Annotated in this window: 29 protein-coding genes and 3 tRNA genes; 10 read left to right on the forward strand and 22 right to left on the reverse strand. The window is 43.9% G+C overall.

Annotated features, from left to right (window positions below; translation table 11 throughout):
* The first annotated feature begins 1 nt into the window (after position 1).
* The 4 genes from WC715_01410 to WC715_01425 all read left to right on the forward strand — a co-directional run bounded on the left by WC715_01410 (position 2) and on the right by WC715_01425 (position 2,854).
* Positions 2–1,030 carry a permease gene (locus WC715_01410; GenBank protein MFA6171107.1) on the forward strand — a complete coding sequence of 343 codons (1,029 nt, stop codon included), beginning with the start codon at positions 2–4 and terminating at the stop codon, positions 1,028–1,030.
* A 22-nt stretch (positions 1,031–1,052) separates the two neighbouring features.
* Positions 1,053–1,544: a nitrophenyl compound nitroreductase subunit ArsF family protein gene (locus WC715_01415; protein MFA6171108.1), complete on the forward strand. Its 492-nt coding sequence runs from the start codon at positions 1,053–1,055 to the stop codon at positions 1,542–1,544.
* A gap of 3 nt (positions 1,545–1,547) precedes the next feature.
* Complete coding sequence (locus tag WC715_01420; GenBank protein ID MFA6171109.1) at positions 1,548–2,264, forward strand: aromatic aminobenezylarsenical efflux permease ArsG family transporter; 717 nt, start codon at positions 1,548–1,550, stop codon at positions 2,262–2,264.
* Between the two features lie 119 nt (positions 2,265–2,383).
* Positions 2,384–2,854, forward strand: coding sequence for a phosphoribosyltransferase family protein (locus tag WC715_01425; protein ID MFA6171110.1), 471 nt, complete (start codon positions 2,384–2,386; stop codon positions 2,852–2,854).
* Between the two features lie 40 nt (positions 2,855–2,894).
* Here the strand turns inward: WC715_01425 and mtnP are convergent, their stop codons facing one another.
* From mtnP to WC715_01465, 8 genes are all read right to left on the reverse strand, one after another.
* On the reverse strand, positions 2,895–3,695 hold the full coding sequence (gene mtnP, locus WC715_01430) for an S-methyl-5'-thioadenosine phosphorylase (GenBank protein MFA6171111.1): 801 nt from the start codon (positions 3,693–3,695) through the stop codon (positions 2,895–2,897).
* Between the two features lie 106 nt (positions 3,696–3,801).
* Positions 3,802–4,620 carry an ABC transporter permease gene (locus WC715_01435; GenBank protein MFA6171112.1) on the reverse strand — a complete coding sequence of 273 codons (819 nt, stop codon included), beginning with the start codon at positions 4,618–4,620 and terminating at the stop codon, positions 3,802–3,804.
* On the reverse strand, positions 4,610–5,581 hold the full coding sequence (locus WC715_01440; protein MFA6171113.1) for an ATP-binding cassette domain-containing protein: 972 nt from the start codon (positions 5,579–5,581) through the stop codon (positions 4,610–4,612). Before WC715_01440 ends, WC715_01435 begins: the two co-directional genes overlap by 11 nt.
* A gap of 221 nt (positions 5,582–5,802) precedes the next feature.
* A complete protein-coding gene (locus tag WC715_01445) occupies positions 5,803–6,714 on the reverse strand; it encodes a permease-like cell division protein FtsX (GenBank protein MFA6171114.1) in 912 nt (303 codons plus the stop codon).
* Between the two features lie 30 nt (positions 6,715–6,744).
* A complete protein-coding gene (gene ftsE, locus WC715_01450; protein MFA6171115.1) occupies positions 6,745–7,425 on the reverse strand; it encodes a cell division ATP-binding protein FtsE in 681 nt (226 codons plus the stop codon).
* Positions 7,426–7,486: 61 nt separating this feature from the next.
* Complete coding sequence (locus tag WC715_01455; GenBank protein MFA6171116.1) at positions 7,487–7,993, reverse strand: prepilin-type N-terminal cleavage/methylation domain-containing protein; 507 nt, start codon at positions 7,991–7,993, stop codon at positions 7,487–7,489.
* A 24-nt stretch (positions 7,994–8,017) separates the two neighbouring features.
* Entirely contained in the window at positions 8,018–8,221 is a 204-nt protein-coding gene (locus WC715_01460; GenBank protein ID MFA6171117.1) for a hypothetical protein, read from the reverse strand.
* 77 nt (positions 8,222–8,298) lie between these two features.
* Complete coding sequence (locus tag WC715_01465; GenBank protein ID MFA6171118.1) at positions 8,299–9,936, reverse strand: RlpA-like double-psi beta-barrel domain-containing protein; 1,638 nt, start codon at positions 9,934–9,936, stop codon at positions 8,299–8,301.
* Between the two features lie 97 nt (positions 9,937–10,033).
* Between WC715_01465 and WC715_01470 the strand changes: the two genes are divergently transcribed.
* A tRNA-Gly gene (locus tag WC715_01470) sits at positions 10,034–10,104 on the forward strand.
* Between the two features lie 12 nt (positions 10,105–10,116).
* A tRNA-Thr gene (locus tag WC715_01475) sits at positions 10,117–10,189 on the forward strand.
* Between the two features lie 20 nt (positions 10,190–10,209).
* On the opposite strand, the gene WC715_01480 is transcribed toward WC715_01475, so the two are convergent.
* From WC715_01480 to WC715_01490, 3 genes are read right to left on the reverse strand one after another with little or no spacing between them, the layout of a single operon-like run.
* Positions 10,210–10,653 (reverse strand): septum formation initiator family protein, encoded by a 444-nt coding sequence (locus WC715_01480; GenBank protein ID MFA6171119.1) that lies wholly within the window; start codon positions 10,651–10,653, stop codon positions 10,210–10,212.
* Positions 10,653–13,370 carry an HAD-IC family P-type ATPase gene (locus WC715_01485; protein ID MFA6171120.1) on the reverse strand — a complete coding sequence of 906 codons (2,718 nt, stop codon included), beginning with the start codon at positions 13,368–13,370 and terminating at the stop codon, positions 10,653–10,655. The genes WC715_01480 and WC715_01485 overlap by 1 nt, the downstream gene beginning before the upstream one ends.
* A 34-nt stretch (positions 13,371–13,404) precedes the next feature.
* Entirely contained in the window at positions 13,405–14,538 is a 1,134-nt protein-coding gene (locus WC715_01490) for an NADP-dependent malic enzyme (protein MFA6171121.1), read from the reverse strand.
* Positions 14,539–14,731: 193 nt separating this feature from the next.
* Between WC715_01490 and WC715_01495 the strand changes: the two genes are divergently transcribed.
* The 4 genes from WC715_01495 to glnA all read left to right on the forward strand — a co-directional run bounded on the left by WC715_01495 (position 14,732) and on the right by glnA (position 17,711).
* Complete coding sequence (locus WC715_01495; GenBank protein MFA6171122.1) at positions 14,732–14,998, forward strand: metal-sensitive transcriptional regulator; 267 nt, start codon at positions 14,732–14,734, stop codon at positions 14,996–14,998.
* Between the two features lie 4 nt (positions 14,999–15,002).
* Positions 15,003–15,335, forward strand: a complete 333-nt coding sequence (gene trxA / locus WC715_01500) for a thioredoxin (GenBank protein MFA6171123.1) — start codon at positions 15,003–15,005, stop codon at positions 15,333–15,335.
* A 40-nt stretch (positions 15,336–15,375) separates the two neighbouring features.
* On the forward strand, positions 15,376–16,320 hold the full coding sequence (locus WC715_01505; GenBank protein ID MFA6171124.1) for an FAD-dependent oxidoreductase: 945 nt from the start codon (positions 15,376–15,378) through the stop codon (positions 16,318–16,320).
* Between the two features lie 68 nt (positions 16,321–16,388).
* Positions 16,389–17,711: a type I glutamate--ammonia ligase gene (gene glnA, locus WC715_01510; protein MFA6171125.1), complete on the forward strand. Its 1,323-nt coding sequence runs from the start codon at positions 16,389–16,391 to the stop codon at positions 17,709–17,711.
* A 103-nt stretch (positions 17,712–17,814) separates the two neighbouring features.
* On the opposite strand, the gene WC715_01515 is transcribed toward glnA, so the two are convergent.
* The 11 genes from WC715_01515 to WC715_01565 all read right to left on the reverse strand — a co-directional run bounded on the left by WC715_01515 (position 17,815) and on the right by WC715_01565 (position 25,878).
* Complete coding sequence (locus WC715_01515; GenBank protein MFA6171126.1) at positions 17,815–18,264, reverse strand: hypothetical protein; 450 nt, start codon at positions 18,262–18,264, stop codon at positions 17,815–17,817.
* A gap of 36 nt (positions 18,265–18,300) precedes the next feature.
* On the reverse strand, positions 18,301–19,188 hold the full coding sequence (locus WC715_01520) for a TPM domain-containing protein (protein ID MFA6171127.1): 888 nt from the start codon (positions 19,186–19,188) through the stop codon (positions 18,301–18,303).
* A gap of 3 nt (positions 19,189–19,191) precedes the next feature.
* Entirely contained in the window at positions 19,192–19,758 is a 567-nt protein-coding gene (locus WC715_01525; GenBank protein MFA6171128.1) for a LemA family protein, read from the reverse strand.
* A 39-nt stretch (positions 19,759–19,797) separates the two neighbouring features.
* Positions 19,798–20,613, reverse strand: a complete 816-nt coding sequence (locus WC715_01530) for an aminotransferase class IV (protein MFA6171129.1) — start codon at positions 20,611–20,613, stop codon at positions 19,798–19,800.
* 39 nt (positions 20,614–20,652) lie between these two features.
* Complete coding sequence (locus WC715_01535; protein ID MFA6171130.1) at positions 20,653–20,988, reverse strand: hypothetical protein; 336 nt, start codon at positions 20,986–20,988, stop codon at positions 20,653–20,655.
* The gene (locus WC715_01540; protein ID MFA6171131.1) at positions 20,985–21,323 is read right to left on the reverse strand and encodes a DUF5674 family protein; all 339 of its coding nucleotides are present in this window, start codon (positions 21,321–21,323) and stop codon (positions 20,985–20,987) included. Before WC715_01540 ends, WC715_01535 begins: the two co-directional genes overlap by 4 nt.
* Before the next feature lies 1 nt (position 21,324).
* Positions 21,325–21,414: transfer RNA gene (locus WC715_01545), tRNA-Ser, on the reverse strand.
* Between the two features lie 63 nt (positions 21,415–21,477).
* Entirely contained in the window at positions 21,478–22,209 is a 732-nt protein-coding gene (locus WC715_01550) for a DsbA family protein (GenBank protein MFA6171132.1), read from the reverse strand.
* 30 nt (positions 22,210–22,239) lie between these two features.
* The gene (gene gatA, locus WC715_01555; GenBank protein ID MFA6171133.1) at positions 22,240–23,715 is read right to left on the reverse strand and encodes an Asp-tRNA(Asn)/Glu-tRNA(Gln) amidotransferase subunit GatA; all 1,476 of its coding nucleotides are present in this window, start codon (positions 23,713–23,715) and stop codon (positions 22,240–22,242) included.
* 45 nt (positions 23,716–23,760) lie between these two features.
* On the reverse strand, positions 23,761–24,054 hold the full coding sequence (gene gatC, locus WC715_01560) for an Asp-tRNA(Asn)/Glu-tRNA(Gln) amidotransferase subunit GatC (GenBank protein MFA6171134.1): 294 nt from the start codon (positions 24,052–24,054) through the stop codon (positions 23,761–23,763).
* Positions 24,055–24,078: 24 nt separating this feature from the next.
* The gene (locus WC715_01565) at positions 24,079–25,878 is read right to left on the reverse strand and encodes a hypothetical protein (GenBank protein MFA6171135.1); all 1,800 of its coding nucleotides are present in this window, start codon (positions 25,876–25,878) and stop codon (positions 24,079–24,081) included.
* Positions 25,879–25,987 lie beyond the last annotated feature (109 nt).

The raw sequence follows: 25,987 nt of genomic DNA on the forward strand, positions 1-25,987 counted from the left end.
TATGAACATATTTTATCCCGTACAGTTATTCGCCGAATGGGTTTCTTTTGAAGTTTTTAATCTTTTGCCAGGCACTTTAGCCGGAGAAGCGGTTAATTTTTTTATCTTTGACACGATTAAAGTATTTCTACTGTTAGCGGTTATTATTTATATTGTATCACTTGTTCGCACCTATCTGCCCCCGGAAAAAATCCGGAATATTTTATCGCGTAAGAATAAATATTTAGGCCATGTATTGGCCAGCCTATTCGGTATTATTACGCCGTTTTGTTCTTGTAGCGCCGTGCCGTTATTTTTGGGTTTTGTTGAAGCGGGTGTGCCGCTCGGCGTGACATTCTCCTTTCTTGTTTCTTCTCCTATGATCAATGAAGTCGCCTTAGTTCTGCTCTTAGGAATGTTTGGCTGGAAAATTGCTTCTCTTTATGTTTTAAGCGGTCTTTTGATCGCCATTTTTTCCGGGGTAGCCATCGGCTTTTTTAATGTTGAGCATCTTTTGGCGGATTTTATCAATAAAAACCGGGCCAGTCAGAACACCATGCCATTAATGCAAATGACATTTAAAGACCGGCGGGAATATGCCTGGAATTACGTTAAAGATATAATTAAAAAAGTCTGGCCCTATATTATTGTCGGAATTGGCCTCGGAGCCTGGATCCACGGCTATGTGCCGACTGATTTTCTCGCTAAATACGCCGGAGCCGACAAATGGTATGCCGTGCCTTTCGCGACTTTAATCGGCATTCCGCTATATTCCAATGCAGCTGGCATAATTCCTTTGGTTAGCGCTTTGACTGAAAAAGGCGTAAGCATGGGAACTACTCTGGCTTTTATGATGGCGGTTACGGCCCTTTCCCTTCCCGAATTCATGATTTTAAAAAAGGTGATGAAGACCAGGCTGATTATTATTTTCGCCAGCGTCGTAGGAATCGGGATTATTTTTACCGGCTATATGTTTAATTTTGTCTTAAATAATGATTCAACTCTTAACAAAAACTTGGCCCATAAAATTCCGGTTCAGGCTAACAAATAATTCTTCTAAGAAACCCATGCTTATGAAAAAGAAAATTCTTTTGTTTTCGTTAATTATTATTGCTCCTTTGCTCTTAGCGGGATGCGAAGGCGAAAATAAAACATATTACTTTGATAAAGACGGAAACATGACCACTGAAAAATCAGCGGAAACTGAAGTTGTTCCTGCGAGAGAAATTCCGGCCGATAAAGTCCAGGTATTTCTTTTCCATGCGGCCCAGCGCTGCGCTACTTGCATTGCCATAGGCAAACTGGCCGGAGAAACAGTAAACGAAAGATTCCGGGACGAGCTTAAAGCGGGAAAAATTGAGTTTAAGGAAATAAATATCGACCTGCCCGAGAATAAGGAATTGGCGTTAAAATTCCAGGCCAGCGGGTCGGCGCTTTTTTTAAATTCTAACTACAACGGAGAGGATCATATCGTCCAAAACACTAAAGTCTGGCAACTGACCGGCAATCCGACAGCATTCAAGGACTACCTTGAAGGACGGATTAATGCTTTACTCGGAAAATAATCTATGGATTTTATCAGTGCCCTAATAGACAATTACAATATCCCCCTGCTTACCGCATTTTTACTAGGCATTTTGACCTCTATCAGCCCATGCCCCTTGGCGACCAATATTACGGCAATCGCCTACATTTCCAAAGAAATTAAGACAATAAAAAACACTTTATTGAATGGCTTATTTTACACATTTGGACGAGGCGTAAGCTACACTCTGCTGGCGACTCTCATTTACTTTGGCATCTCTTCTTTTTCAATTTCAAGTATTTTTCAAGGCTGGGGTGATAAAATTCTTGGAGTCGCGCTCATCATAATCAGCCTCATAATGTTTGGGGTGATAAAAATAAACATAGGATTAAAAAACAAAAAGTTTGACGAAATAAAAGAATGGCTTTCTAAAAAAGGCTACATTGGCTCCATGCTCCTCGGGATGTTGTTTGCCCTAGTATTTTGTCCTTATAGCGGAGTATTGTTTTTCAGTGTTCTTATCCCCTTGGTCTTAAGTTCAGCCGAGAGTCTGCTATTGCCTCCTATTTTTGCCCTCGGAACAGGTTTGCCGGTTATTGTCTTTTCCCTGTTTTTAGCTTTTAGCGTTAATAAAATCGGAAAAATGTTTAACGCGCTGCAAAAAATCGAAAAAGTAATGCGCTACGCCATTGCTTCAATTTTTATGCTGGCCGGAATCTATTATCTGCAATATTTGATCACATACCTAGCAAACTTATAAGCAACGGGGTTGAATTTGAATGCCGCGGAGAAATAGACCGGGTAAGTCTCCATGTCAGGTGCTTATTGTTATTTTAGCCTTAAAGACTTATGATATAGGTATATAAATAATTTATATTTATGGAAACCAGCCCAAAAAAATTCGTAATCAAAGAAAAATATTCCTGGGAAGAGTTCGAGCGCGACGTTAAAATTCTCGCCGATAAAGTTAAGATGGATTATCTTCCTGACGCAGTCGTCGCAATCGCCGAAGGCGGCTGGGTGCCGGGCAGGATTATTAAAAAATATATTAAAGCCGATTATTTCTCTATCGGCTGCCGGCACCATGACGAAAATTACGGCGAAATGGAAGAGGTGCAGGTTTACCAGGAAATAGATAAAAAAAATATTTTCGGGAAAAAAATCCTGGTAATCGATGAAATTTGCGATTCGGGAAAAACCCTGAAGAAAGTCTCTGAAATATTAAAAGCTATGGGTCCGCAAGAAGTCCGCTCGGCGGTTATTCACGTAAGGCATTCTTCGGCCTTCGCGCCCGACTATTTTCTCGAAAAAAAATCAAACGATAATTATATCGTTTATCCCTGGGAATAATAAATTGGCGAGGGTTGAATTTCAAATAGCCTCTTGGGGGCTATTTTTTATTAAGAAGCAATTCAAATTGTTTTTCACTGCTTTTGCACTGGCAGTCCGAAGAAAAAACGTGGCGATCGGCGACAGCTAAAATTAATTCATAAAGAGGCTTTTTAACTTTTTCCATGGCCGCGCCTATTTCTTCAATATTTAAAAGCTCATTACTGGCGCCGGCGGCGAAATTGGTAGCAATGCAGATTGAGGCGTAGCAAATTCCGGCTTCGCGCGCCAATGCCGCTTCGGGAAATCCGGTCATGCCTACTAAATCCGCGCCGATAGACCTGAAAAATTTTATTTCGGCGGGCGTTTCAAACCTTGGCCCTTCGGTAACGATGAGCGTTCCCTTTTCATGAAACGGCATATTTTTTTCTTTAGCCGCCTTTATTAACTCTTGCCTAATTATTTCGCAATACGGATTAGTCAGGTCAATGTGTACGACGCCTTTTTCGCCGTCAAAAAAAGTTCCGCTCCGGGATTTCGTAAAATCAATAAATTGGTCGATAAACACTAAACTTCCTGGCTTCATTTTGGTGTTAATCGCACCAACCGTATTGGTCGCCAGAATCGCTCTTACCCCGATTTTTTTCAGGGCAAAAATATTGGCCCGGTAATTAATTAAATGGGGCGGCAAATTACGCCCTTCCCCGTGGCGGTTTAAAAAAGCCAACTCAATCCCTTTGTATTCTCCGGTCTTAATTTTTACCTGTCCGTAAGGAGTTTTAACGCTGCGATCAGTAAAATTTATGCCCTCCAGGCCGTAAAACCCGGTTCCCCCGATAATCGCCAGTTTGATTTTATTCATAAAGCACTGCTTAAATCTTTCTTATTTTATCTGATATAATTGATTTTGTACAGTTGAAAAAACAGACGGCAAAAATCTCGTCTATCTATTAGGAATTACTCGGTATTTATCGTCCGGTATGGTTTCGGAAAAGATAAGCCGTGATCGGCGCGGAAACAGCAATAATGCCGGCGCTCCAGACGATTGAAATCCAGGCGTGGCTGCCGACCGGCAGGCCGTTCATTAAGGCGCGCACCGCCTCAATTACGTGCGTAACCGGCTGATTTTCCGCGAAAACTCTTAAAAAACTCGGCATAGTTTGCGTGGGTACAAAAGCGGCGGAGGCGAAAGTGAGGGGGAAGACGACGAAAAAGCCAAGCCATTGCACGCTTTCAACTGATTTAGCGATGAGTCCCAAAATGGCGGCGATAAAGGACATGCTCAAAGTAAATAAGAGCAGCAGCCCGGCAATCTCGAGCCATTCGCCAAGGCCGGCGGTCGGACGAAAACCAACCAGAAAGCCGACAGCGATCATAACCAGAGATTGAATTAGATTCCGCGCGATATCTGCAACGATATGCCCGAGGATCGTGGCCAGGCCGAAAATCGGCAGGGATTTTAACCGATCAATGATGCCGCGCTGGAGATCGGCCGCGACGCTTAAAGAGGTGGTTAAGGAGCCGAAGGCCACGCTCTGGATTAAAATGCCGGCGACCAGAAAATTTACGTAGTTAATCGGGCCGGTGTTGATTGCCCCGCCGAAAACATAGCGGAAAAGAAGCATAAACATTATCGGCTGGATGGTCAGGCCCATTATTTGGTCGCGGTTTTTTAAAATATGCATCAAACTGCGTTTAATTAAAACCCAGCTATCAAGCAAAATAAAATATAGCTTGGAGCGCTTCTGCGGCTTGTATCGTCCTAATGGGTAAATTTTATCTTCCATTTTTTTGGCTGTTAGCTTTATTATTTTCTTCAGCGGCCATGCGGCCGGTTAGATGCAGAAAAACATCATCCATAGTCGGCTTGTCTAAGGACATAGAACTTATTTCGGCGCCGCTTTGGGTAATGTAATTTAAAACTCTCTGTATCTCCGGCACGCTTCCATCCGTTGCCAAACTTATGCTAAGTTCCTCCGAATTGGTTTGAATGCCTTCACCCTTAATCGTTTGCGCGATTTTTTCAAAATCGTTTTTTTTACCGATGGTCAATTTTAGCCGCTCTCTGCCGACAAGATTTTTTAACTCTTCCGGCGCGCCTTCGGCGATAATTTTGCCTTCGTCCAAAACCGCGACCTTATCAGCTAAAAGATCCGCCTCCTCAAGGTATTGCGTCGTCAAAAGAATCGTGGCTTCGGAATCAACTAATTTTTTTATTATCTCCCACATCGCCATCCGGCTTCTTGGATCCAGCCCGGTAGTCGGCTCATCAAGAAAAATTACGGGCGGCGCGGCTATAAGGCTTAAAGCCAAATCCAGGCGCCGGCGCATGCCTCCTGAATAAGTTTTTACCGCCCGGTTTTGCGCGTCAACTAAGTCAAATTGCTCAAGCAGTTCAACGGCTCGTTTTTTTGCGCCATTATAGTTTAGATGATAAAGCCGTCCCATCATCTCTAGATTTTCCAGGCCGTTAAGATATTCATCAACAGCGGCGTATTGGCCGGTTAAGCCGATGCTCTTGCGTACTTTTTGGGGATGCGACGCGACATCAAAGCCGTTTACCGCCGCCTTGCCGGCATAGTCCGGAAGAAGAGTGCTTAGTATGCGGATGATAGTGGTTTTACCGGCCCCATTCGGACCCAGTAAGGCCAAGATAGTTCCTCTTTCAACCGCTAAATCCACGCCTTTTAAAACCTCAATGCCTTTGAAAGATTTCCTTAAATTTTCTGCGTAAATGGCCTGATTCATACAATTTTTTTCTAGCAGTTATAAAAATAAAATTTATCGCCGTCTTTCGGCCGCTAATATAATCCGCGAGTTAATGCCCGGTCCGGATTCGCCGGTAATTTAAATACGACGTTTAAAGCCCGCCATATATTACCGAAGACCTGCGGCTTTTTAATGTCCTCCAAAACAAAAAAGCGCCCTGATAATTTTCAAAGCGCTTAACTTATTTTATCCGGTGATTATTAAACTTTTGAGTATTTGCTTACCGCGATTGTGCTGGCGATCGAATTAATTGCCGCGAGGCCCAAAAATTCCAACCCGAAGATCTTGAAGAAATTTTGGACAAAGAAGGAAATTATATTGATATTATAGCCGATAAAAAATGTTTCCAGATACGGCTGTAAAAGCCCCAGAAAGGGCAAAAAAATCGCTATTACCACCAGTATTCCGACTAATGTATAGATAATGCTCGAAACCATATACGGCATTTTGATGAAAATATTGGACGCGCCGACCAGCCGCATAATCCCGATTTCCCTCCGGTGGATATAGATGGCTACGCGGATGGAATTATAGACTAAGAGGGCCGTAATCAGGATAAAAATAACGCTTATAAATATTCCTACTTCGCTTACTTTATTAGTTATGGAATTGATTTTGCTTAAGATGGCCTTGTTGTCGTTAAAGTCCCTCGATTCGATGGCCGTTGAATCGATTTCATTTATTTTTCTAATCAGGCCGTCAAACTGTCCGGCGTTTTTAGCCTGGATTACCAGGGTCGGGGTTAGGGGATTAGCATCCAGCTCCTTTAAGGCTTCCAGTATCGCCGGATCGTTTTTATGCTTTTCATTAAATTTTTTCAAGGCTTCGGCTTTAGATATGTAGCGGACCTCTTTTACTTCATCCAAATTACTCACTTTGGATTTAACCGCGAGGATTTCTTCTTCTTTTGAGTCGGGCTTTAAATAAAGGCTAATGTCAATTTTATCTTTAACCGAATCAATAGCCGCGTCGCCGATTATTTTTATAGTCAAAAGCATGTTTACGGAAAAAAGCGCCAAAATTAAAATCGTAATCGTAACCAAAGACAGCCAGATGTTCCGGTAAATATCTTGGAGGCTGAATTTAATTATCCTTATAAAAGATAAAAACATGTCTTTATTCCCTTTTGGGAAAAATTTAATTTACAATATATATTTTCCGCATTCCTGGTCGCTTATAAGACAGCCGCAGTCCAAAGTAATAACCCGGCGCTTTAAGCGGTTAACTACTTCGCGGTTATGGGTAACTAAAGCGACAGTCGTTCCAAATTTATTTATTTTCAACAAGAGATCAATTATCTCCTTGGTATTAATCGAATCCAAATTGCCGGTCGGCTCGTCCGCTAATAGTATTTTAGGCCGATGGACTAAGGCCCGGGCGATAGCGGTCCTTTGCTGTTCGCCGCCCGACACCTCGTTCGGATAGCGGTTCATCTTATCTTCCAAGCCGACAATTTTCATTACGTGCGGGACGATATTTTTTATTTTTCTTGGCGGCTGGCCGCAAACCTGCAGGGCGAACTCAACGTTTTCACCCAGAGTTTTTTTATTTAAAAGCTTGTAGTCCTGGAAGATCACTCCGATCTGGCGCCTTAAAAACGGGATGTCGGCCGACTTAATGCGGGTAACATCCCAGCCGCCGATTACCACCTTGCCTGATGATATCCTTTCCTCCCCTATCAACGCTTTAATGATTGTCGTTTTTCCGGTTCCGGACTGGCCGACAATTGAGACAAATTCGCCGGGCTTAATATGCAAAGTCACCTGGTTTAAGGCTTTAATATCCGGCTGGTATATTTTTGAAACGTTTAAAAGTTTAATCATGCGAAAGTTATAAAAGCGAACCCCAGGGTTTAAGCTCGCGGGGTCTTGAAGAAATAAGTATTTACCACCAGGTAGCTCTTATGTCCGGACCAACTTCGTAAAGGGTGACGTATGAGCCTCCGTCGCTTGATTCGGCCGCGGTATTTACTTCCATGTTGGCAATCAGCCCGAAGCCGGCGCCTCCTTCACTGTCATAAGCGTAGCAATAAGGATTGGTGTTTAACGGATCTGCCGGAAGCTTAATATAAGGCGCTAAAGCCGTAACAAGCGTAGTCCAGTTCGGTGTAACAACGCACGAGGCCGGGCTGGTGCAGGCCGCACTGCAAGCCCTGTTAATAGTAGGAAAGCTAGCGTTTGCGTCAAAATACATGTTTAAGGCGGTGCGGATTTGCTTTAATTCAGCCATTCTTCTCGCGTCGCGCGCTTTCATCCTTGAACTTTTCAAGGACACGATCGCGAAAGTTGATAAAAATCCGATGATGGAAATTACAACCAAGAGCTCGATTAAAGTGAAGCCGCGTACGATTTTACCGGCTGCCAGCACCTTTTTTAGTAGTTCGCTTGTCATATATTTAGTAGTTGATTATTTGGCTTAAGGCTCAATTATTTCGGGATTGGCCGCTCCTTCGGAATTTGCCCCGCACAGGATATTGGCGTCCCTTAATTCGGTAAAACTGTGGTAAAACGTAACTATTAAAATAATCTGCATTACGATCATAACCGTCCCGACGATTATCTCGAAATTATTATAGGTTACCAGTAATTTTTTAAAACTCTTCTTTTTCCTTTTAAACATAATAGTTTAAATTATCCGCATCCTTCTATCGGAAGTGCGGAATGCGAGGCGCAAGCCTGCATTTTAATTTGTTATTATTACTCCGATAGCGCCAGTTTATCCGGGGCGGAATTTTTTTCCAGAGCGATCAGGCTATATTGAATTAACTCTTCGGTTTTTTTAAAACTCTCATCCCGGCTTTTAGCGCCTAAGGTTACGATGATCAAATTTTCGCCGTTAGCCGCTTTGACCCGGGACATAAGGCAATACAAGGCTTCGTTCAAGTATCCGGTCTTTGATCCGGTGAACTCGTATTTTCCCTGCCGGACGAGAGTATTGGTGTTGTTTATTGAATGGCTTATTTCCTTACCGTCTTTTTTATAAGTCTTGAATTTATAGACTTTGGAGACGCTCGCCTCTCTTATAATCGGCTCCCTTAAAACCTCTTTAGTTATTATAGCATAATCTTTGGCTGAACTCACGTTCTTCGGCGACAATCCGGTCGGCTCGATAAAAAAAGTGGATTCTGCCCCATAAAATTCAGCTAAATCGTTCATTCTTTTAATAAATCCATCCCGCGTCAAACCGCTCACCCGAACTAAAGTTTCTACCGTATTATTGGTGGACCCGGTCAGGCTGGAATAAATCAAGTCTTTTACCGTCAAAGTTTCCCCTTCCTCAAGCTTAAGCTTTCCCGATTCCCATGGTTTGCAATAAAGGTAATTATACTCTTCGTCCTTCATGCTGTACGCGGCAATTTCCGTTGTTGTCGGATGGGCTTCCAGAAAAACTTTTACGGCAATTATTTTCGTCAGGCTGGCCAAAGGAAGAGTGGTTGTCGCGTTTACGGCCTCAAGGATTTTTCCGGTATTCTCATTCATAACGATTGAAGCGCGAAAATTCAAGTCCGGCGCGAATCTGGCCCCTTTTTCATACTCCGCCAGCTTGAGCTTCAGGCTTCCGGTTATAACTAGCGGTTCAACATACACTGTAGCAGTGCCGTCCGAAAGGCTGGCGATTTTTTTAAATGCCTCTTTAGTTAAATCAACGACCCGATCCGGATGCGTTTTTCGGTCCGGACCGTAATCATTCACCGTAACGTCGACATACTTATCCGTCTTGGCGCCCGACACATGGACGCGTAATTTTGAACCAATAGGAAAATCGGGCGAAGCGGCGAACATTCCTTTTTTGTAGCTGTACCAGCTAGCCTTTCCTTTAGTTAAAATATTGGGGTTGGAAAAAACAGCGATGCGGGCGAAAGGCAGATGGATAAGCGAACGGACGAATTTTTGATCCGGAAAGTCCCAAGTTGGCAAAGCCCGCCAGGCCGCGGCCCCCTTGTCATAAAAAAATACTTGCTTTAGCCCCGAGTCGTCTTTATTGTAGGAAAACTGGATGTAAAAAGGCTTATGGTTGTCATAAGCGCTTTTATTATTGAATTCAAACTGCATTACCGGGCTGATTTTCTCCAATTCCCAGGGATAAGAAAATTTTTCATCCAGCTCCTGGATTTCCACTCCCGTATCGCCGGATAATATCCCCGGCACCAAAGATAATTTTAACCGGCCGTCCGGATCGCTCACCGTATAGCCTTTCTCAATGGTTTTAAGATCCAAATTGATTTTAAAAATTCCGCCCGCCCCCTTGGCCGCCTCTCCGGAAAAATTTCCCAAAACCCCCGCTAGTAGAAAAACGGCTGTTAAAAGCGCGTTAAAGATTGTTTTTTTATTCATTGTTTTGTTTTAATGGCTATCCGCTTTGACATAGCGGGTTTTTTTATCCTATAATCTGTAGTATTGAATCAAGCGCCATTAAATCATGCGAATTCCCGCGAGCGTAGTATAATGGCAGTACGCGACCTTCCCAAGGTTGAGGCGTGGGTCCGATTCCCATCGCTCGCTCTAGTAATTATCGCCGACTTAGCTCAGCTGGTAGAGCAACGGTATCGTAAACCGTGGGTCGTCGGTTCGAATCCGACAGTCGGCTCAATCAGATTCTCGTAAAATTCAAAGGCTGTTTTTTCTCGCGAAAAAATATTTTAGCCACCGGCCCGGATTGCTTTCGGATTTTTCATCTTGGTTATTATTCAGCCCCGGCATATTAAATACCGTTTGCAGTTCGCTTGGCTCTTCCGCTATCCCGGTCTGTTCTTTTATTCCGACTACCTCTTCGCCGCTTTTTTTTAAGCCCAATTTTATCCGCGCCTCTGATTCGGCAAACTGGTCAGATTCAAGATAATTAACGAGCTTTTTCAACCCGCTGTTTTTTTTCTCAATCCTCCCTATTTCTTCCTGCATTTTTCCCACCTCTTTATCGATTTTATGCCTTTGAGAAATATTTTTAGCCAAGGGGAAGCTCAACAGGATTAAAATACCCAGTCCGGCGATAGTCAAAAAAATTTGGGAAGTGAAAATGCGGCGCAGTATTGGATTATTTCTGTTTCTCGCCATTATATTTTAATTACTTTTCTGTTAAAATAATATTTTACTATTTCAATCAGCGCGATGCTTATTAGGCCGCTTAAAATTATTACCGGCCAGACCGACCATTCAAGGCTTACGGTAGAGAGGAAGGACTGAAAAGGCTTAAAATAAATGGCTGAAAGAAGAAGCCCCAGGCTTAAAAAAACCGAAGCGACCAGGTACCGGTTGCTGAACGGATTCATCCTCCAAATCGGGGTTTCCAGGCTTCTTAAGCTGAAGATATAAAACAACGAATCAACTCCCACGGCGGCAAAAATTACCGTCCGGACGTAATCTATATTATAATACGCATTGAACAAATAGTAAAAGATGGCTAAAACCAGCAAATCGCGGATTATCCCGACGGCAAAAATAATAACTTTCATCCGCCGGTCCAAAATCGGCTTATCCGGCCGCCTTGGAGCCCTTTCCATAATTTCTCCTTCGCCTTTTTCAAAAGACAAGGAAAAATTGGGCAAGCTGTCGTTAAAAATATTTATCCACAAAATCTGGGCCGGCAATATCGGAAGCGGAAACCCGGCCAAGAGCGCGCCGACAATTAATATCATCTCGCTAAAGCTGTCGGATAGAAGATAGACTATTACTTTCTGTATGTTGGTAAATATTATCCGCCCCTGTTTTATCGCTTCTACTATAATCGAAAAATTATCATTTAAAAGCACAATATCGGCCACCTCTTTTACGACGTCGGTCCCGGAACCTAAAGCGATGCCGATATTGGCGGCTTTAATCGCCGGAGCGTCATTAACGCCGTCTCCGGCCATGGCGACTATTTCCCCCCTTTCCTTTAGAGCCTTGATTATCCGAAGCTTGTGATCGGGATTAACCCGGGCGTAAAGATTAATATTTCCGGCCTTTTCCTTTAAAGCGTCATCATCCAATAGATCAAGGTCGCGGCCTTCCAAGACCGCATTCTCTCCGATGTCTATTCCCGCCTCTTTGGCAATCTTTATGGCTGTCAGTTTGTAATCGCCGGTTATTATCACCGGGCGGATGCCGGCTTTTTTGCAGATATCAATAGTTTCTCTGGCCTCGCTTCTCAAGGGATCTTTTAAGACGACCAAGCCGACAAAAATCAGGTTATCACAAAGGCGGCTTATTTCATCGGCATCCTCCCCGTCCCCGACGTTTTTATAGGCCAGCGCGATAATCCTTAAGCCTTCGGAAGACAATTTTTTAAATTCAAAAAAAATGTCCTCGCGGTCTTTTTTTCCGATAGCGCTTATCTTTCCGCCCTTTATAAAAAATTTGGAATAGCCCAGGATTATTTCGGGCGCGCCTTTAGTAAACAGGACTCTTCCGGTTTTAATAAATTTATCCTTTCTTTTTACTAAATTAAGCGACGCCATGAACTTTCTTTCCGGCGTGAAGGGAAGCTCTTTAATCCGCTTATAATCCTCTTTCTCCTTGAAATAGTTAAAGCCGGCCTGAAGCGGCGCCGCGAGAATCGCTTCATCGGTCGGCGATCCGATAATTTTTAAAGCGTTTACTTCCTTGGCTATACCGCCGCCCGCCTCCCCTTCGCAGAAAGCCTCGTTGGCATGAAGGCCGATGCGCAGGGCGTGAAAAACCAGTTCCGGATCTTCGTGCTTCCATTTCCCTTTGACTAGTTCGGCTTTCTGGTCGGGAAAAATTATATTTACTATCCGCATCTTCCCTTCGGTCAAAGTTCCGGTTTTGTCGGCGCAGATTACCGTTACCGAGCCGAGGGTTTCCGTGGCCGCCAGCCGCCGGACTAATGATTTTCTTTTTAAGAGCGCCTGCATGCCGATGGTCAAAATAACAGTTATGGCAATCGGCAAACCTTCCGGGATAGACGATACGGCAATGGCAATGGCGGTTAAGAATATTTGAAAAAGATCATAATGGGAAAGGATTCCGATAAAAAAAATAATTCCCGAAAGTAAAAGGATGATTATTCCCAGCTGGTTGGAAAAGTGGAGGAGTTTAGTCTGGAGCGGGGTTTTTTCTTCGGGCACGCTCCGGGTAAGGCTGGCGATTTTTCCAATTTCAGTATCCTCCCCCGTGGCTATTACTATCCCCATGCCGCTGCCTTTAGTAATAACCGTCCCCATATAAGCCATAGAACTCCGGCCGCCCAATTCTTTTCCGACCTCAACAATCTCCGTTTCCTTTGGCGCCGGAATTGCCTCGCCGGTGAGAATCGCCTCATTAATTTCAAGGTCATCGCCCTCAAGTATTCGGCAGTCAGCCGGAACGGACCGCCCGGCTAAAAGGTATATGATATCGCCGGGCACCAAATCTTTTGACAGAACTTTTTTATTCTTTCCTGCCCTTATTACCAGGGCGCTTGCGACTATCAGGTCATTAAGCTTTTCCAATGACCGGTTAATTTTATTTTCCTGGATAAACCCGATGACTGCGTTTGTGATTAGGGCGGTAAAAATTACTCCGGCGTCGGCAAAATGCCGGACCAAAAGGGAAATCGCGCCGGCAATGATTAAAATATAAATTAACGGGCTCTTGAACTGCTCTAAAAAAATTATCAGCCCGCCTCTTTTTTTCTTTCTGGGAAGGACATTCTCCCCGAAAATACCCTGGCGATAGAGGGCCTCCTTTTCTTCCAGCCCGTTAGGATTTGAGTCAAGAAGAGACAAAACCTTTTTTAATTCGAGGTTGTGCCACAAAATGCCGTTCTTAATAAGCTCCTTTAGATTCTTCATAATAAGAGGACAGTCCGCGATTAAAAGCGATAAATTAGCTGTTGATGGCTTTAGCGATAACTTTTACCACTTTCTTTTCGGTGATCAAGGGCAAAATTTTATTCTTGTGCGGTTTTAATGAATAAGCCAGGGCCTGGGCGGCCTTCAGTTTCATTTGAACCGTAACTCTTTTTTTTCTTCCGTCAAAAAGGCCGCGGAATATGCCCGGAAAAACCAAAGCATTATTTACCTGGTTGGGAAAATCCGAACGTCCGGTTCCGACAATCGAAGCTCCGGCGGCTAAGGCGTCTTGGGGCAGAATTTCAGGGTTAGGGTTGGCCATGGCGAATATTATCGGGCCCGGGCGCATGGTCTTAACCATTTTTTGGTCGACCAGGTTAGCTTTGGAAACGCCGATAAAAATATCTGCCCCGCGCATGGCTTCTTCCAGCCGGCCGGCAACCTTTTTTTTGTTGGTCAATTTGGCAATTGCCTGTTTGTATTTATTCATGTCCGCGCGGCCTTCATATATGGTTCCCACGCTGTCGACTAAAATAATATCTTTAACTCCGGCGTGTAAAATCAGCCTGGTTATCGCAATCCCGGCGGCGCCGGCGCCGTTTACGACCGCTTTCAAATTACTCATCACCTTTCCGGTTACCCGGCAGGCATTTAAAAGGGCGGCCAAAACAACAATGGCGGTCCCGTCCTGGTCGTCATGGAATACCGGTATGGATAACTCTTTTTCCAAGCGTTCGACAACTTCAAAGCATCTGGGCGCGGAAATGTCTTCTAAGTTAATTCCGCCGAAGCTGGGTTCAATATCCTTGCAGAATTTAATTATCTCCTCGGTTTCGCAAGTCGAGATGCATAAAGGCACGGCGTCAACGTCGGCGAAAGATTTAAAAATCGCCGCCTTGCCTTCCATAACCGGCATCCCGGCCTCGGGCCCGATGTTTCCCAAGCCTAAAATCGCCGTTCCGTCGGTTACTATGGCAACGGTGTTAGCCCGGTTGGTTAATTCCCATGACCGTTCTCTATTTTCCCTTATAGCCAGGCACACCTGGGCCACTCCGGGAGTATAGGCCAAAGCCAGGTCATGTCTATTTTTTAAAGGCACCTTAACTTTAGTCTCGATTTTCCCCCTGTACTTTTTATGAAGCTTTAAAGATTCGGCTTTTAAATCCATAATTTTTTGCCCTTAATTTTTTAAATATTATGATCTAATTTTAATTTTAGCACCGCTTGACAAAGAAAAACTCTTCATCTAATATACCCCCTAGGGGTATTAGGAGTCAAACTAAAAACATCCTCTTTTACTTGGATATTTTTTTACAGTTTTTTCCCCATTAATTTCTTCTTAATAATATCATTTTATACTTATGAAAGAAATGCCCGGAAAAATTAGCCGTGAAGAGCAGTCCAGAAAAGTCCTTGACCGGATATCGCGCCTGGAAGGACAAATAAGGGGGATTCGCCGGATGGTCGGGGAAAAAAAGGAGTGTATTGATATTATAACCCAAATATCGGCCATTCGCGAGGCCGCGGCTATGCTTGGAATTGAGCTTTTAAAGGATGACTTCATTTGCCATAAAATTGACGCTAACAACAGCGAAAGGTATTTAAAAACTTTATTTAAAATAAATTAAAAATATGCCCACCCCGATAACCCTTACTAATAAAAACTTTGAAGAAGAGGTGATAAAATCCGATTTGCCGGTATTAGTGGACTTTTGGGCGCCCTGGTGCGGCCCCTGCCGGATGATGGCGTCGGTTTTGGATGAACTGGCCGCCCGCCTGGACGGCAAGCTTAAAGTGGCTAAATTAAATGTTGAGGAGCCGGATCACCAGGCCTTGGCTATGGAATACATGATCCAAAGCATCCCCAACCTCAAGCTTTTTCGAAGCGGAAAAGTTGCCAAAGATTTTATCGGCTTTAGGCCGATAGAAGTCTTGGAGCCTGAAGTTGAAGAGGCGGTAAAATAAATTGGACAGGGAAAGAATTATTGGCTAAACTAAATACATTATGTACGATATTGCAATAATCGGCGCCGGTCCAGCCGGACTGTCCGCCTCGGTTTATGCTTCCCGCTACGGTTTAAAAAACGTAGTTTTTGGCTTTCCTGGCGGACTGACTTCGGAGACGCATGAAATCGGCAATTGGCTGGGAACAAAGCTCTTAAACGGCCAGGAATTTGCTAAAAATTCAGAAGAGCATGCCAAAAGCCTGGGAGCCCAAATTGTCCCGACTTTAGTAAAAACCATCGAACGGAAAGACGGCCATTTTAATATTGAAACCCAAAAAGCGGAAAAATTCGAGGCTAAAACTATGCTTTTAGCCATGGGAACGGCCCATCGGCGGCTGGAAATCGAAGGGGAAAAAAAATTCCACGGCCGGGGCGTTTCCTACTGCGCCACCTGCGACGGATTCTTCTTCCGGGGGAAAACCGTAGCTGTAATCGGCGGCGGCGACGCGGCGGCTGAAGGCGCGGTCTTTTTAGCCGATCTGGCGTCGCAAGTTTACCTAATCCACCGCCGCGACGAACTGCGGGCCGAGGATTACTGGGGCAATCTGGTAAAAAACAATGCGAAAATTAAAATCATTTATTCAACCAATGTCCTGGAAATTACCGGCGGCGATAAAGTGGAGAGCATCCGGCTGGACAAACCTTATGACGGATCGAATGAACTGAAAGTTGACGGCGTTTTTATCGAGATTGGCGCCGCTCCCAATATTGAACTTCTGAAATTATGCAAAGTTGATTTGGATGAAGGCGGATATGTAATCATCGATACTTCGGGAAAAACCTCGATCAAAGGGATTTGGGCGGCCGGGGATTTAACTACCGGTTCGGACAAATTCCGGCAAATTGTAACCGCCGCTTCGGAAGGCGCCATTGCCGCGCACAGCATCAAGCAATTTTTGAAGGGCAATAATAACAACACCCAATATTTAGAGAAGGCCGCCTAAAGCGGACTTCATTTATTTAATGCCTCGAGCATTTGAGCGGGTTAGCTCATAGGCAGGGGCCTAAAATTATGGCCAAGGATAAAATCCTGGAAAGAGCCAAAAAGGAGGGAGTAGAATTTATTAATCTCCAGTTTACGGACATTTTGGGAATCGTTAAAGCGGTAACTATTCCCGCGACCAAGCTTGAGGAGGCTATCGACAACAATGTCTGGTTTGACGGGTCGTCAATCCAGGGATTTATGAGAATCTTCGAATCGGACATGTTTTTAAAGCTGGACCTCCCCACTTTTGCCATCCTCCCCTGGCAAAAAAATACGGCGCGGATTATCTGCGATGTTTATTTGCCGGACGGCTCTCCCTTTCCCGGTGATCCCCGGCAGGCTTTAAAAAAACAATTGGCCATCGCCGCCGAAATGGGATTTACTTACAATGTCGGACCGGAATTGGAATTTTTCATTTTCAAGAAAGATAACGGGACGATTACCGCCCTGCCGCATGATACGGCCGGCTATTTTGATTTATCCACCGATTTAGCCCAAGAAATCAGGCAGGAAATGACTTTAACTTTGCAAGCGTTAAATATTGACGTTGAGGCCCTGCATCATGAGGTCGCTATCGGCCAGCATGAAATTGATTTTAAGTACGCTGACGCCTTAACTACTGCCGACCGGGCGGTTACTTTCCGCTACGCTTTAAAAGCCATCGCCCAAAAGCACGGGCTGCATGTTTCATTTATGCCCAAGCCTATTCAGGGCATAAACGGTTCCGGCATGCATGTCCACCAAAGTTTTTTTGATTTAAAAGGAGAAAAAAATTTATTTTTTGATGCCGGCAATAAGTACCATCTATCCGAGATCGCGCTGAATTTTATCGCCGGCCAGCTTTATCACGCCCGCGGCTTTTCGGCGATTACTAATCCCCTAGTCAATTCGTACAAGCGCCTGATTCCGGGATACGAAGCGCCGGTTTATGTTGCTTGGGGCCAGACTAACCGGTCGGCGCTAATAAGGATTCCGCGCTATACTCCGGGAAGAGAAAAGGCGGTCCGGTGCGAACTCCGATGCCCGGACCCGTCGACTAATCCATATTTGGCGTTTACCGTAATGCTCGCCGCCGGATTGGACGGAATAAAAAACAAAAAAAATCCGCCCGAACCGATTGAAGAAAATATTTTTAAATTTTCCGATGAGGACGCCAAGAAAAAAGGCGTCGGCAATATGCCGGAAAATCTGCGCTACGCAATCAAGGCCCTGCAGGAAAATGAAGTAGTAAAAACCGCTTTGGGAGAGCACATCTATAACCAATACATTACCGCGAAAAGATGCGAATGGGACGGCTACAAAACTTACGTTTCCAAATGGGAGCATGACCAGTATTTGGAAATTTACTAAGCTATGCTCCGGCTAAGCCGGCAGATTAATTTGCATTGTCAAGCAACAAGCCCGTAAACAAAAACCGTCCCGCAGAATAGGGACGGTTTTTAAATACGAAGATTTAGGTCTTTAAATACCGATTTTTCAATTCATGTGAAATTATGGTCGGGATATAGAAAGTGACATCGGCGGCGAACTTTCCCGCTAAAATTCCTAACCCGTAATTCCCTATCCAAACGGGAAAAATATAAAGGCAAAACGGCCGGATAAACAGGCTGTCTAAAACTTCCGCCGGGCCGAATTCAATTATCATATCCTTCACGTTTCTTAAAAATCCGCGAAAGCCATATTTTAATTTTAGTTCCCGGTCTTTTTTTTCGGTCTCAAAAACATCGCGCAACAGGATAAATAGATAAAAGCCGATATTCTCGCCAATTACTCCCGCGTAAGCGGAAAAAGTCCGGTCGCCGGTAATAAGATAAGAAAGGCCGGAGCACGAAAAAGCTCCGATCGCCGCCAATAGCTCGGCCGCCCAGTATCTTTTAAACCATTCCCTGGCTTTGTTTTTCATTTTCGTCTTTTATTTTGCTGTTTGCATTTTTTATTATTACCATGACCCGCTTGATCCGCCCCCGCCCGAGCTTCCGCCGCCGAATCCGCCGAATCCCCCTCCCCAGCCGCCCCTGCCGCCGAATCCGCCGCCGGCCCACCACGGGATGCGGCTTCCTAATTTTTTACTTTTGCTAAAAGAGGAGGAAACCGCGTAGTCAAAAAGCAGCCCCAGGGCGGAAAGAATCCCGATAGAAATTAAGCCAAAAAATAAAAATCCTTTAAAGACGGTAATTACAATTCCGATAACTGCGCCGATTATTCCTCCAAGCCACCAGGATTTGCTCCTGGCCAAGATGCTGGCCAGCCAGCTAAAAACGATGAAAATGAGGAATATTAAAAATTCAATTGTATCGCCGTTAATTTTACTAAAAATTGATTTTTTTTCAGCCGAAGCTGAAGGAATTACCCCGCCTTTAGCGGCGGCGATTATTTTATCAACTGCGCCATCGAAGCCCATAAAATATTTTTCACTTCTGAAGGCCGGCTTCATTATATCGTTAATAATCCAGCTTGTTTGCGCGTCGGTCAAATTTCCTTCCAGTCCATAACCGACCTCAATTCTCATTTTCCGATCATTAATAGCTGCCAATACCAATACTCCGTTATCTTTTCCTTTTTCACCGATTCCCCATTCACTAAATAGCTCTGACGCGTAATTTTCGATCGAGTCGCCATCCAGGCTTTTTATAGTTACGACGGCGATTTCGTTTCCGGTTTCTTTTTTGAAGCTATCGAGCTTGGTTTCAAGCGCTCCTTTATCGCCTAAAACTCCGGCAAAATCATTAACCAAGCCACTCGGCTTTCCGGGGCTGGAATAGGCTAGAACCGGCAGGGCTAGAACCAAAAATATTACGAGGCTAATTAATAACCTTGGGCATTTCATGCCTTATTGGTTAGTATTTAAGTCGACTTTAGGAGCGTTTTCCGCTCCGGTCTGGGCTTCAAAATAATTCCGCTCCTCAAATCCGAACATGCCGGCAATCCATTTTGAAGGCACTCTCTTAATCATTAAGTTATAGTCTTTCGCCGTATCATTATACCTTTTCCTTTCCACGCTGATCCGATTTTCCGTTCCTTCCAGCTGGGCCATCAAAGTTTGGACATTCTCGGCTGATTTCAGCTGGGGATAATTCTCCATAACGACCAATAACCGGGCCAAAGCTCCTTCTACCTGGGTTGCCGCCCCGGCTTTTTGGTTGTCATCACCGGCTCCGGCGTAGCGGGTCCGGGCGTCGGCCAAGTCGGAAAAAACCTTTTGTTCCTGCGCCATAACGCCTTTAACCGATTCAACTAAATTGGGAATCAAATCATAGCGCCTTTGGTATTGGCTTTCGACTTGGGCCCATTGGTTGTCCGCCGATTCGTTTAAAGAAATCAGCCGGTTATAAGAGGACCAGGCATAAATTCCTGCGATCGCGGCAATAATGACTATTGCCAATAATGCTTTTTTCATAGAGGTATTTTAATAATAAAATTCGATTAAACCTTATTTTTACAAATTCTTTTTGTAAAATTCCTTAAAAAGTCGGCTGATTAATTTAGTCCTGGAAAAATCGGTTTCCATAACCAATTCGTCAATAATCTTTATCGGCATAACATTGAACAAAGTGCTGGTCAGAAATACTTCATCGTAATCTTTTAAATTTTCCGGTTTTATGCCCTCATGCCTGATTTCAAAATCATTTTTCGCCGCTTCTAAAACAATTTTTTTTGTAATCCCTTCTAAAACTTTTTCCGCCGGCGGGACAAAAAGAGCCTTCCCTTTTATCGCGAAAAAATTGCTCCGGGTCCCTTCCCGGATAAATCCTTCGTTGTCGATAAGCAATGCCTCAATAGCTCCGTTTTTCCTCGCTTCCCGATAAGCTAAAAAGCTTAAAAGCAAATCTTTGGTCTTTGACTGGGGAATCCGCCTTTCACCAGGGTAAGTAATTGCTTTCGCGCCTTGTTTATAGAGCTTATCCGGATAAAAAGTTAAGCCTGTAACCTGAAAAATGAACAATTTTTCTTCGCCTTTTTCATCCGGGTCTCCAATTAAAACGATTCGGAGTAAGGAATCTTTAATGCTGTTGGCCTTCACCAGCTCATTTAGCCAAACTACCACATCTTCCCGCTTAAAAAGGTGCTTCAATCCGATCAGTTCGGCTGATTCAAAAAGCCGGTCAACATGATAATCGGGAAAAAATACTTTTCCCTGGATGACTTTTATCGATGAATAGACGGCAAAATCAAAAAAATACCCCTTGTCGGCAATAGGGATTTTTGCTTCTTTTTCATCGATCAGTTTTCCGTTAAAAATTACTTTTGCCATATCATTCTTTGAACAGCCGGCTAAAGTTCCAAAATAAAATTAATGATTCGATCTGGCCGCCCAGTTAAAAGGATAAAAGTATTTTCGCCAGAGATCGTCGGTTGAACTCCATTGGTTATCACCCATAAAATAATCGCAAAGCATCTCCCTTACCCGCGCCAGCTCTTTTAAGCGCCCGCGGGTTTTATTTTTTTTGTCTGCCAAAGTTAAATCAATTAATTCCAGCGCCCGAAAAAAAGCTTTCTCGCTGTAATCCTTATTTTTCTCGCGCCAAATAATCGTCCGCTCCACTTCCGAGCCGATATTGGCCATCTGTTCAAATATGCTAAATTTAAACCATCGGCCTTCAGCGGCTTGTTTGTGAGTATAGTTCATCTTTCAATTAAATTATTGACGATAATAATTATTTTTTTTCTTATTTCCTCGCTTTCCACTCCCCGGCTCCGGTTTTCTTGCCCTGGCCGCAAGTTTATCATGGAATCGAATTCCACGAAGGCCTCTCCGGTTTCTTCCGGATAAATATTTATGCCCCATAAATATTTCTGGCCCGAACCCTGCTCCAGCATCAAGGCTTCAAGATCGGCGTGAAACTCAGCGTCAACGGCCATAATCCCTTTTTCCACGTCAACCACGGCTTTAACAAAGTCGCCAAGCCTTTTTGACTTTTCTTTTAAGTCATTAATTGAAATTTTGTCTTTGATAATTTCCATCTGGCGGAGAGAGAGGGATTCGAACCCTCGAGAGCTTTTACACCCTACGCGCTTTCCAAGCGCGCGCCATCGGCCACTAGGCGACCTCTCCAATTTATTAATTTCCGGGACTAATGCACGCCAGCGCGCATTCCGCAACAGGCATCAAAACAGACTAACTGTTTTGCAATAACTTATCAATAATCGTTTTTACTCCTGCATTCTGTTTTCCGTCATTGCCGGTATAGTCTTCAAAAGGATAGGCGCCCGGATAAATATAATTATTGATGAAAAAAGTCGGGGTGCCCTCGGCGCCGGCCGCTCTTCCCTCGGCCGATTGGCTCTCTACTTTTTCTTTATATTTATCACTATCCAAGCAGGTATTAAATTGTTCTTCAGCCAAGCCTAAACCTTTTGCGTCTTTTTTAAATTGGTCAGCGGATAAATTTTTGTCTTTCGCGTCTTGAAATAACATATCATGCATTTCCCAAAATTTTCCCTGTTCAGCGGCGCATTCGGAAGCCATAGCAGCGGATAAAGCGGAAGAATGCATGGCGAGCGGCCGGTGGCGGAAAGCGATTACTACTTTTCCCTGATAATTTTCCATGACCTTTTTCACGGTATCAGCAAGCCTTCCGCAAAAGGGGCATTCAAAGTCGCTATAGATTACCATTTTTACCGGATTATTCAAATCACCCCAAAGATGGTCTTTGTCGGAAATCTCCGAAAGCTTGCCTTCCTGATTTTCGGCTTCAGCAGGCAGGATGTTGTTTTCCTTTATCGAATTCTCCAAATTATTTTCCGCGCTATTCTTTTTTTCCGGCAGTAGCAATACGGAAACAACCGTCAAAACTGACAGGGCGCAAACTATGCTTAAAATTCCCAGAGGTGATTTTAATTTGAACATATAATATTTTAGAGTAATTAAATTTTCTATCTAAATGCCGGGCTTCGCTTTATGCCACTGGGTGGCTTTTTCGTATTGGTGGCCGATCCGGAGGATTGTCGCTTCGTCGAGGCGCTTGCCGATTAATTGCATCCCGACCGGCATCGGAATTTTCCCGTCGTCCGGAACGGCAAACCCGCAAGGAACGGATATGGCAGGCAAGCCGGCTAAAGACGGGCCGGCCATAAAAATATCTTCCAAATACATTTTTAACGGATCATCCACCTGCTGACCGACTTTGAAAGCCGGGTGCGGCGCGGTCGGGGTTAAGAGGCAGTCCACATCTTCCAAGGCCGCGTACATCTCTTCCCGAATTTTAGTTCTTACTTTTTGGGCTTGCAGGTAGTAAGCATCATAATAACCGGCCGACAATGCGTAAGTACCGAGCATGATTCTCCGCTTAGCTTCCGGCCCAAATCCCTTGCCCCGGCTTTTCGAATAAATTTCAAATAAATTTTTAGCGCCGTTTTGCTCTGAAAATCCGTAACGGATTCCATCAAAGCGCGCCAGATTAGAACTGACTTCCGAAGGGGTGATAATATAATAAACCGGGATAGCATACTTCGTGTGGGGCAAGCTGACTTTCTTAAATTTTACTCCGAGCTTTTTCAAAGCTTCTATCGCCTCATTCACCGCCTCAACTACGCCAGTATGCACCCCTTCAATAAAATATTCATCCGGCAAGCCGACAGTCATTCCTTTTATTGATTTATCCAGGCCCTTGGCATAGTCTGGGACTTTGGACGGAACAGTGGTAGCATCATTTTTATCTTCGCCGGCTATTGTCCTTAATACGATTGCGGTATCTTCCACGGTTTTTCCGAGTACTCCGGGAACGTCAGTCGAGCTGGTCATGGCTATCAGACCAAACCTGGAAGCCCGGCCATAGGTTGGTTTTAGCCCTACAATGCCGCAAAATGAAGCCGGATACCTGGTTGACCCTCCGGTATCGGTGCCTAAAGCAAAAGCGCACATATCGGCCGCCACTCCGGCGCCAGATCCGCCCGAAGATCCGCCCGGCACCCGTTCCAAGTCCCACGGGTTATGAGTTGCCCCATAAGCCGAGTTATCGGTTGACGCGCCGTGGGCGAACTCATCCAGGTTAGTCTTCCCGAGAATTACCGCGCCAGCGTCCTTCAGTCTTTTAATTACTGTCGCGTCATAAGGGGCGATATAATTATCTAAAATTTTTGAGGCGGCCGTTGTCCGGATGCCCGCGGTCATGATGTTGTCTTTAACAAGCATTGGAACGCCTAACAATTCGCCTTTCTCGCCTTTAGCGCGGCGTTTATCAGCTTCACGAGCCGCCTCCATAGCCTCTTCATCGCACACCGTTAAACAGGCTTTGACTTTGGTATCAATGCCTTTGATTCGCGCTATGCAATCGGCAGCCAGCTCTTCGGAACTGATTTCGCCCTTGTCCAGTTTTTCGCCAGCTTGTTTTATTGTTAGTTCATTTAAATTCATATTTCATCTTGACCATGCTTCATGTTTTCACGGCTTGCGTTATTATTATCCAAAAACTTTTTTAACTTTAACAAACCGGCCTTCGCAGTCCGGAGAATCTTTTAGGGCCGCCTCTACCTCGGCTTTGTCCCACTCTTCGATTTTATCTTCTCTCAACATATTTTCCAATCCGGTAACTTGCGCCGTCGGCTCCACTCCGGTTGTATCGACTTCTTTCAGCATATCAATATACCCCAAAATCCCTTCGAGCTGTCCGCCGTATTTTTTCAATTCTTCCTCCGTTAAATCCAGCCGCGCCAATTTAGCAATATGCTCAATTTCTTTTTTAGTTAATTCCATACCCTTAACTTATTAGTATTATATTTATACCTCGCTGCCTTTTAAAATTTTTATAAACTCGCTTAATTCCTTATTAGGTTCGCTTCTATAAGTAACCAATTTATTTGCTTCAGCCTGGCCGGATTTCAGGTTTTCATAAATTAAGAGAATTTCCCGGGCTTGTTCTTTATATAACTCATAAAACTCTTGGTAATTTTTTATTTCCATCTTACCATCTTTAATTCCGATAACTCCTTTTGCCAAATGATCGTTTAAAGAATATACCGCGGCCCTAAAATATGGATTTTTTTCGGTTTCCCCTTTTAAATATTGAAGCGAGGTAGCCAATATTCCGTTGGCCCATTGCCGAGCCGTCCCCTCCAAACCCCCTTTTTTAATAATTTCCGGAATCAGCGCGCGGTATAAAATTTCCGCTTTTATTTCTTCGGCTGGGTCTAAAGTCTCTTCTTTTAAATGTTTTGCTTTAGCGTGCGGATGAATGCCGTGGGATAATTCATGAAAGACAGTATTGGTTCGGGATATTTCTTCCATCAACAGTCTTTTCTCGGTATCGGACAAGCCGCTAAAACTATCGCCGGTGTTTATATATCTTTCTATAAATTCCGGGAAATCCTTGTCATAAATTTCAATCTGGTCATTTAGAAAAACTACAATCGGCGACTCATGGCCCGCGTAGTTAAAAGTAAGGTTGACTCCATAATTGCCGATTGATATTAAATTTTTTATTTTAGCTTTTCTAAGCTGTCTTTTATCTTTTTCCGCTCCAATTTGGCCTAAGGATCCGGCCATTGCGTCTCTTGCCTTTGAATAAGATTCCTCCCGTTCTTTTAAATCAGCCGTAGCGATAGATATTTTTAATTCCGGATCAAAATATGGTTCTTTGTTGTACCCGCCCCGAAGAGAAGTTATTATTATCGGAAAACCTGATTCTAGCAGGCGCTCATAGCTTCTGTCCAGGCTTTCATCCATTTTAAGGGCTTTTTTGGGATCAGTTTCTAAAAAATAATCGCTTAGCTCGACTAAATATTGCCGGAAAATTTCCGCCCCGGACTTGTCTTTCCAGGCTTCATAATCCTCGGCTATCGAATTAAAACCCTGGCTGATACTTAGGGTTTCTTTCGGAAATAACTCGGCGATGGTGTGGAGCTTATGATCAACCGGAGAATAAAGTCCGGTTCCCGTGGCCCGGGCCGGCGGTTTGGGTGATAATTGAGCATAAGCTCTAAAACGGATATAGAGCGGATTAGCGCTCTGCGAAACCGTCAAAACTTTTGCCGCTAATTTTCTTTCCGCGTCATCCAAGCCGATTTTTTTTAAATCCTCGCCGCTCGCCTTTTCTAAAATATTTTTATAAGCCGTTGTTTCCATCCGCCTGGAAATTTGAGCTAAGACCATCAAAAGGATTTCTCCTCTTTGTCCGGATAGCTCTTCTTCAATTCTCCCCTCAAACCAATTATTGGTTATGGCGTCTAATAATTCCTTGTCCGTTAATGGAGCTAGCCGGGGAATTTCTTCTTTTAGCCGGGGAATTTTCAATTCAATATAACATCTAATCGCTTCTCTTATATTGGCTGACATTTCCAGCGCTGATTCAAAAGGTTTGACCTTTTTATGCAATTCTTTCCAGTTAGTCTTCTCTCCGCCGGGCTCCTCCTCGGTTTTTAGTAGCGTAAAAAGAGCCTCATTAATTCCTTTTAATCCTCTATGCGGCAACAGCCATTCAGCCTTTTTATTGCCAACGGCAAGATCATCTTCAATTTCTTCCGGCTTTTCCGCACTTTTATTTATAATTCGATTGGTTAAGGAAGACTCTATCGACGCCATCTTATTAAATTTTCATTAACTTAAAAATCATATAGTAAATTTTTATTTTTTTCAAAAGAGTGAATGCGAGAAAATTATGTTTAAAATTTTTAATAAAATTCTGTTATAA

The sequence above is a fragment of the Patescibacteria group bacterium genome (assembly GCA_041661505.1).
Taxonomy (GTDB): Bacteria; Patescibacteriota; Patescibacteriia; order Patescibacteriales; family JBAZCA01; genus JBAZCA01.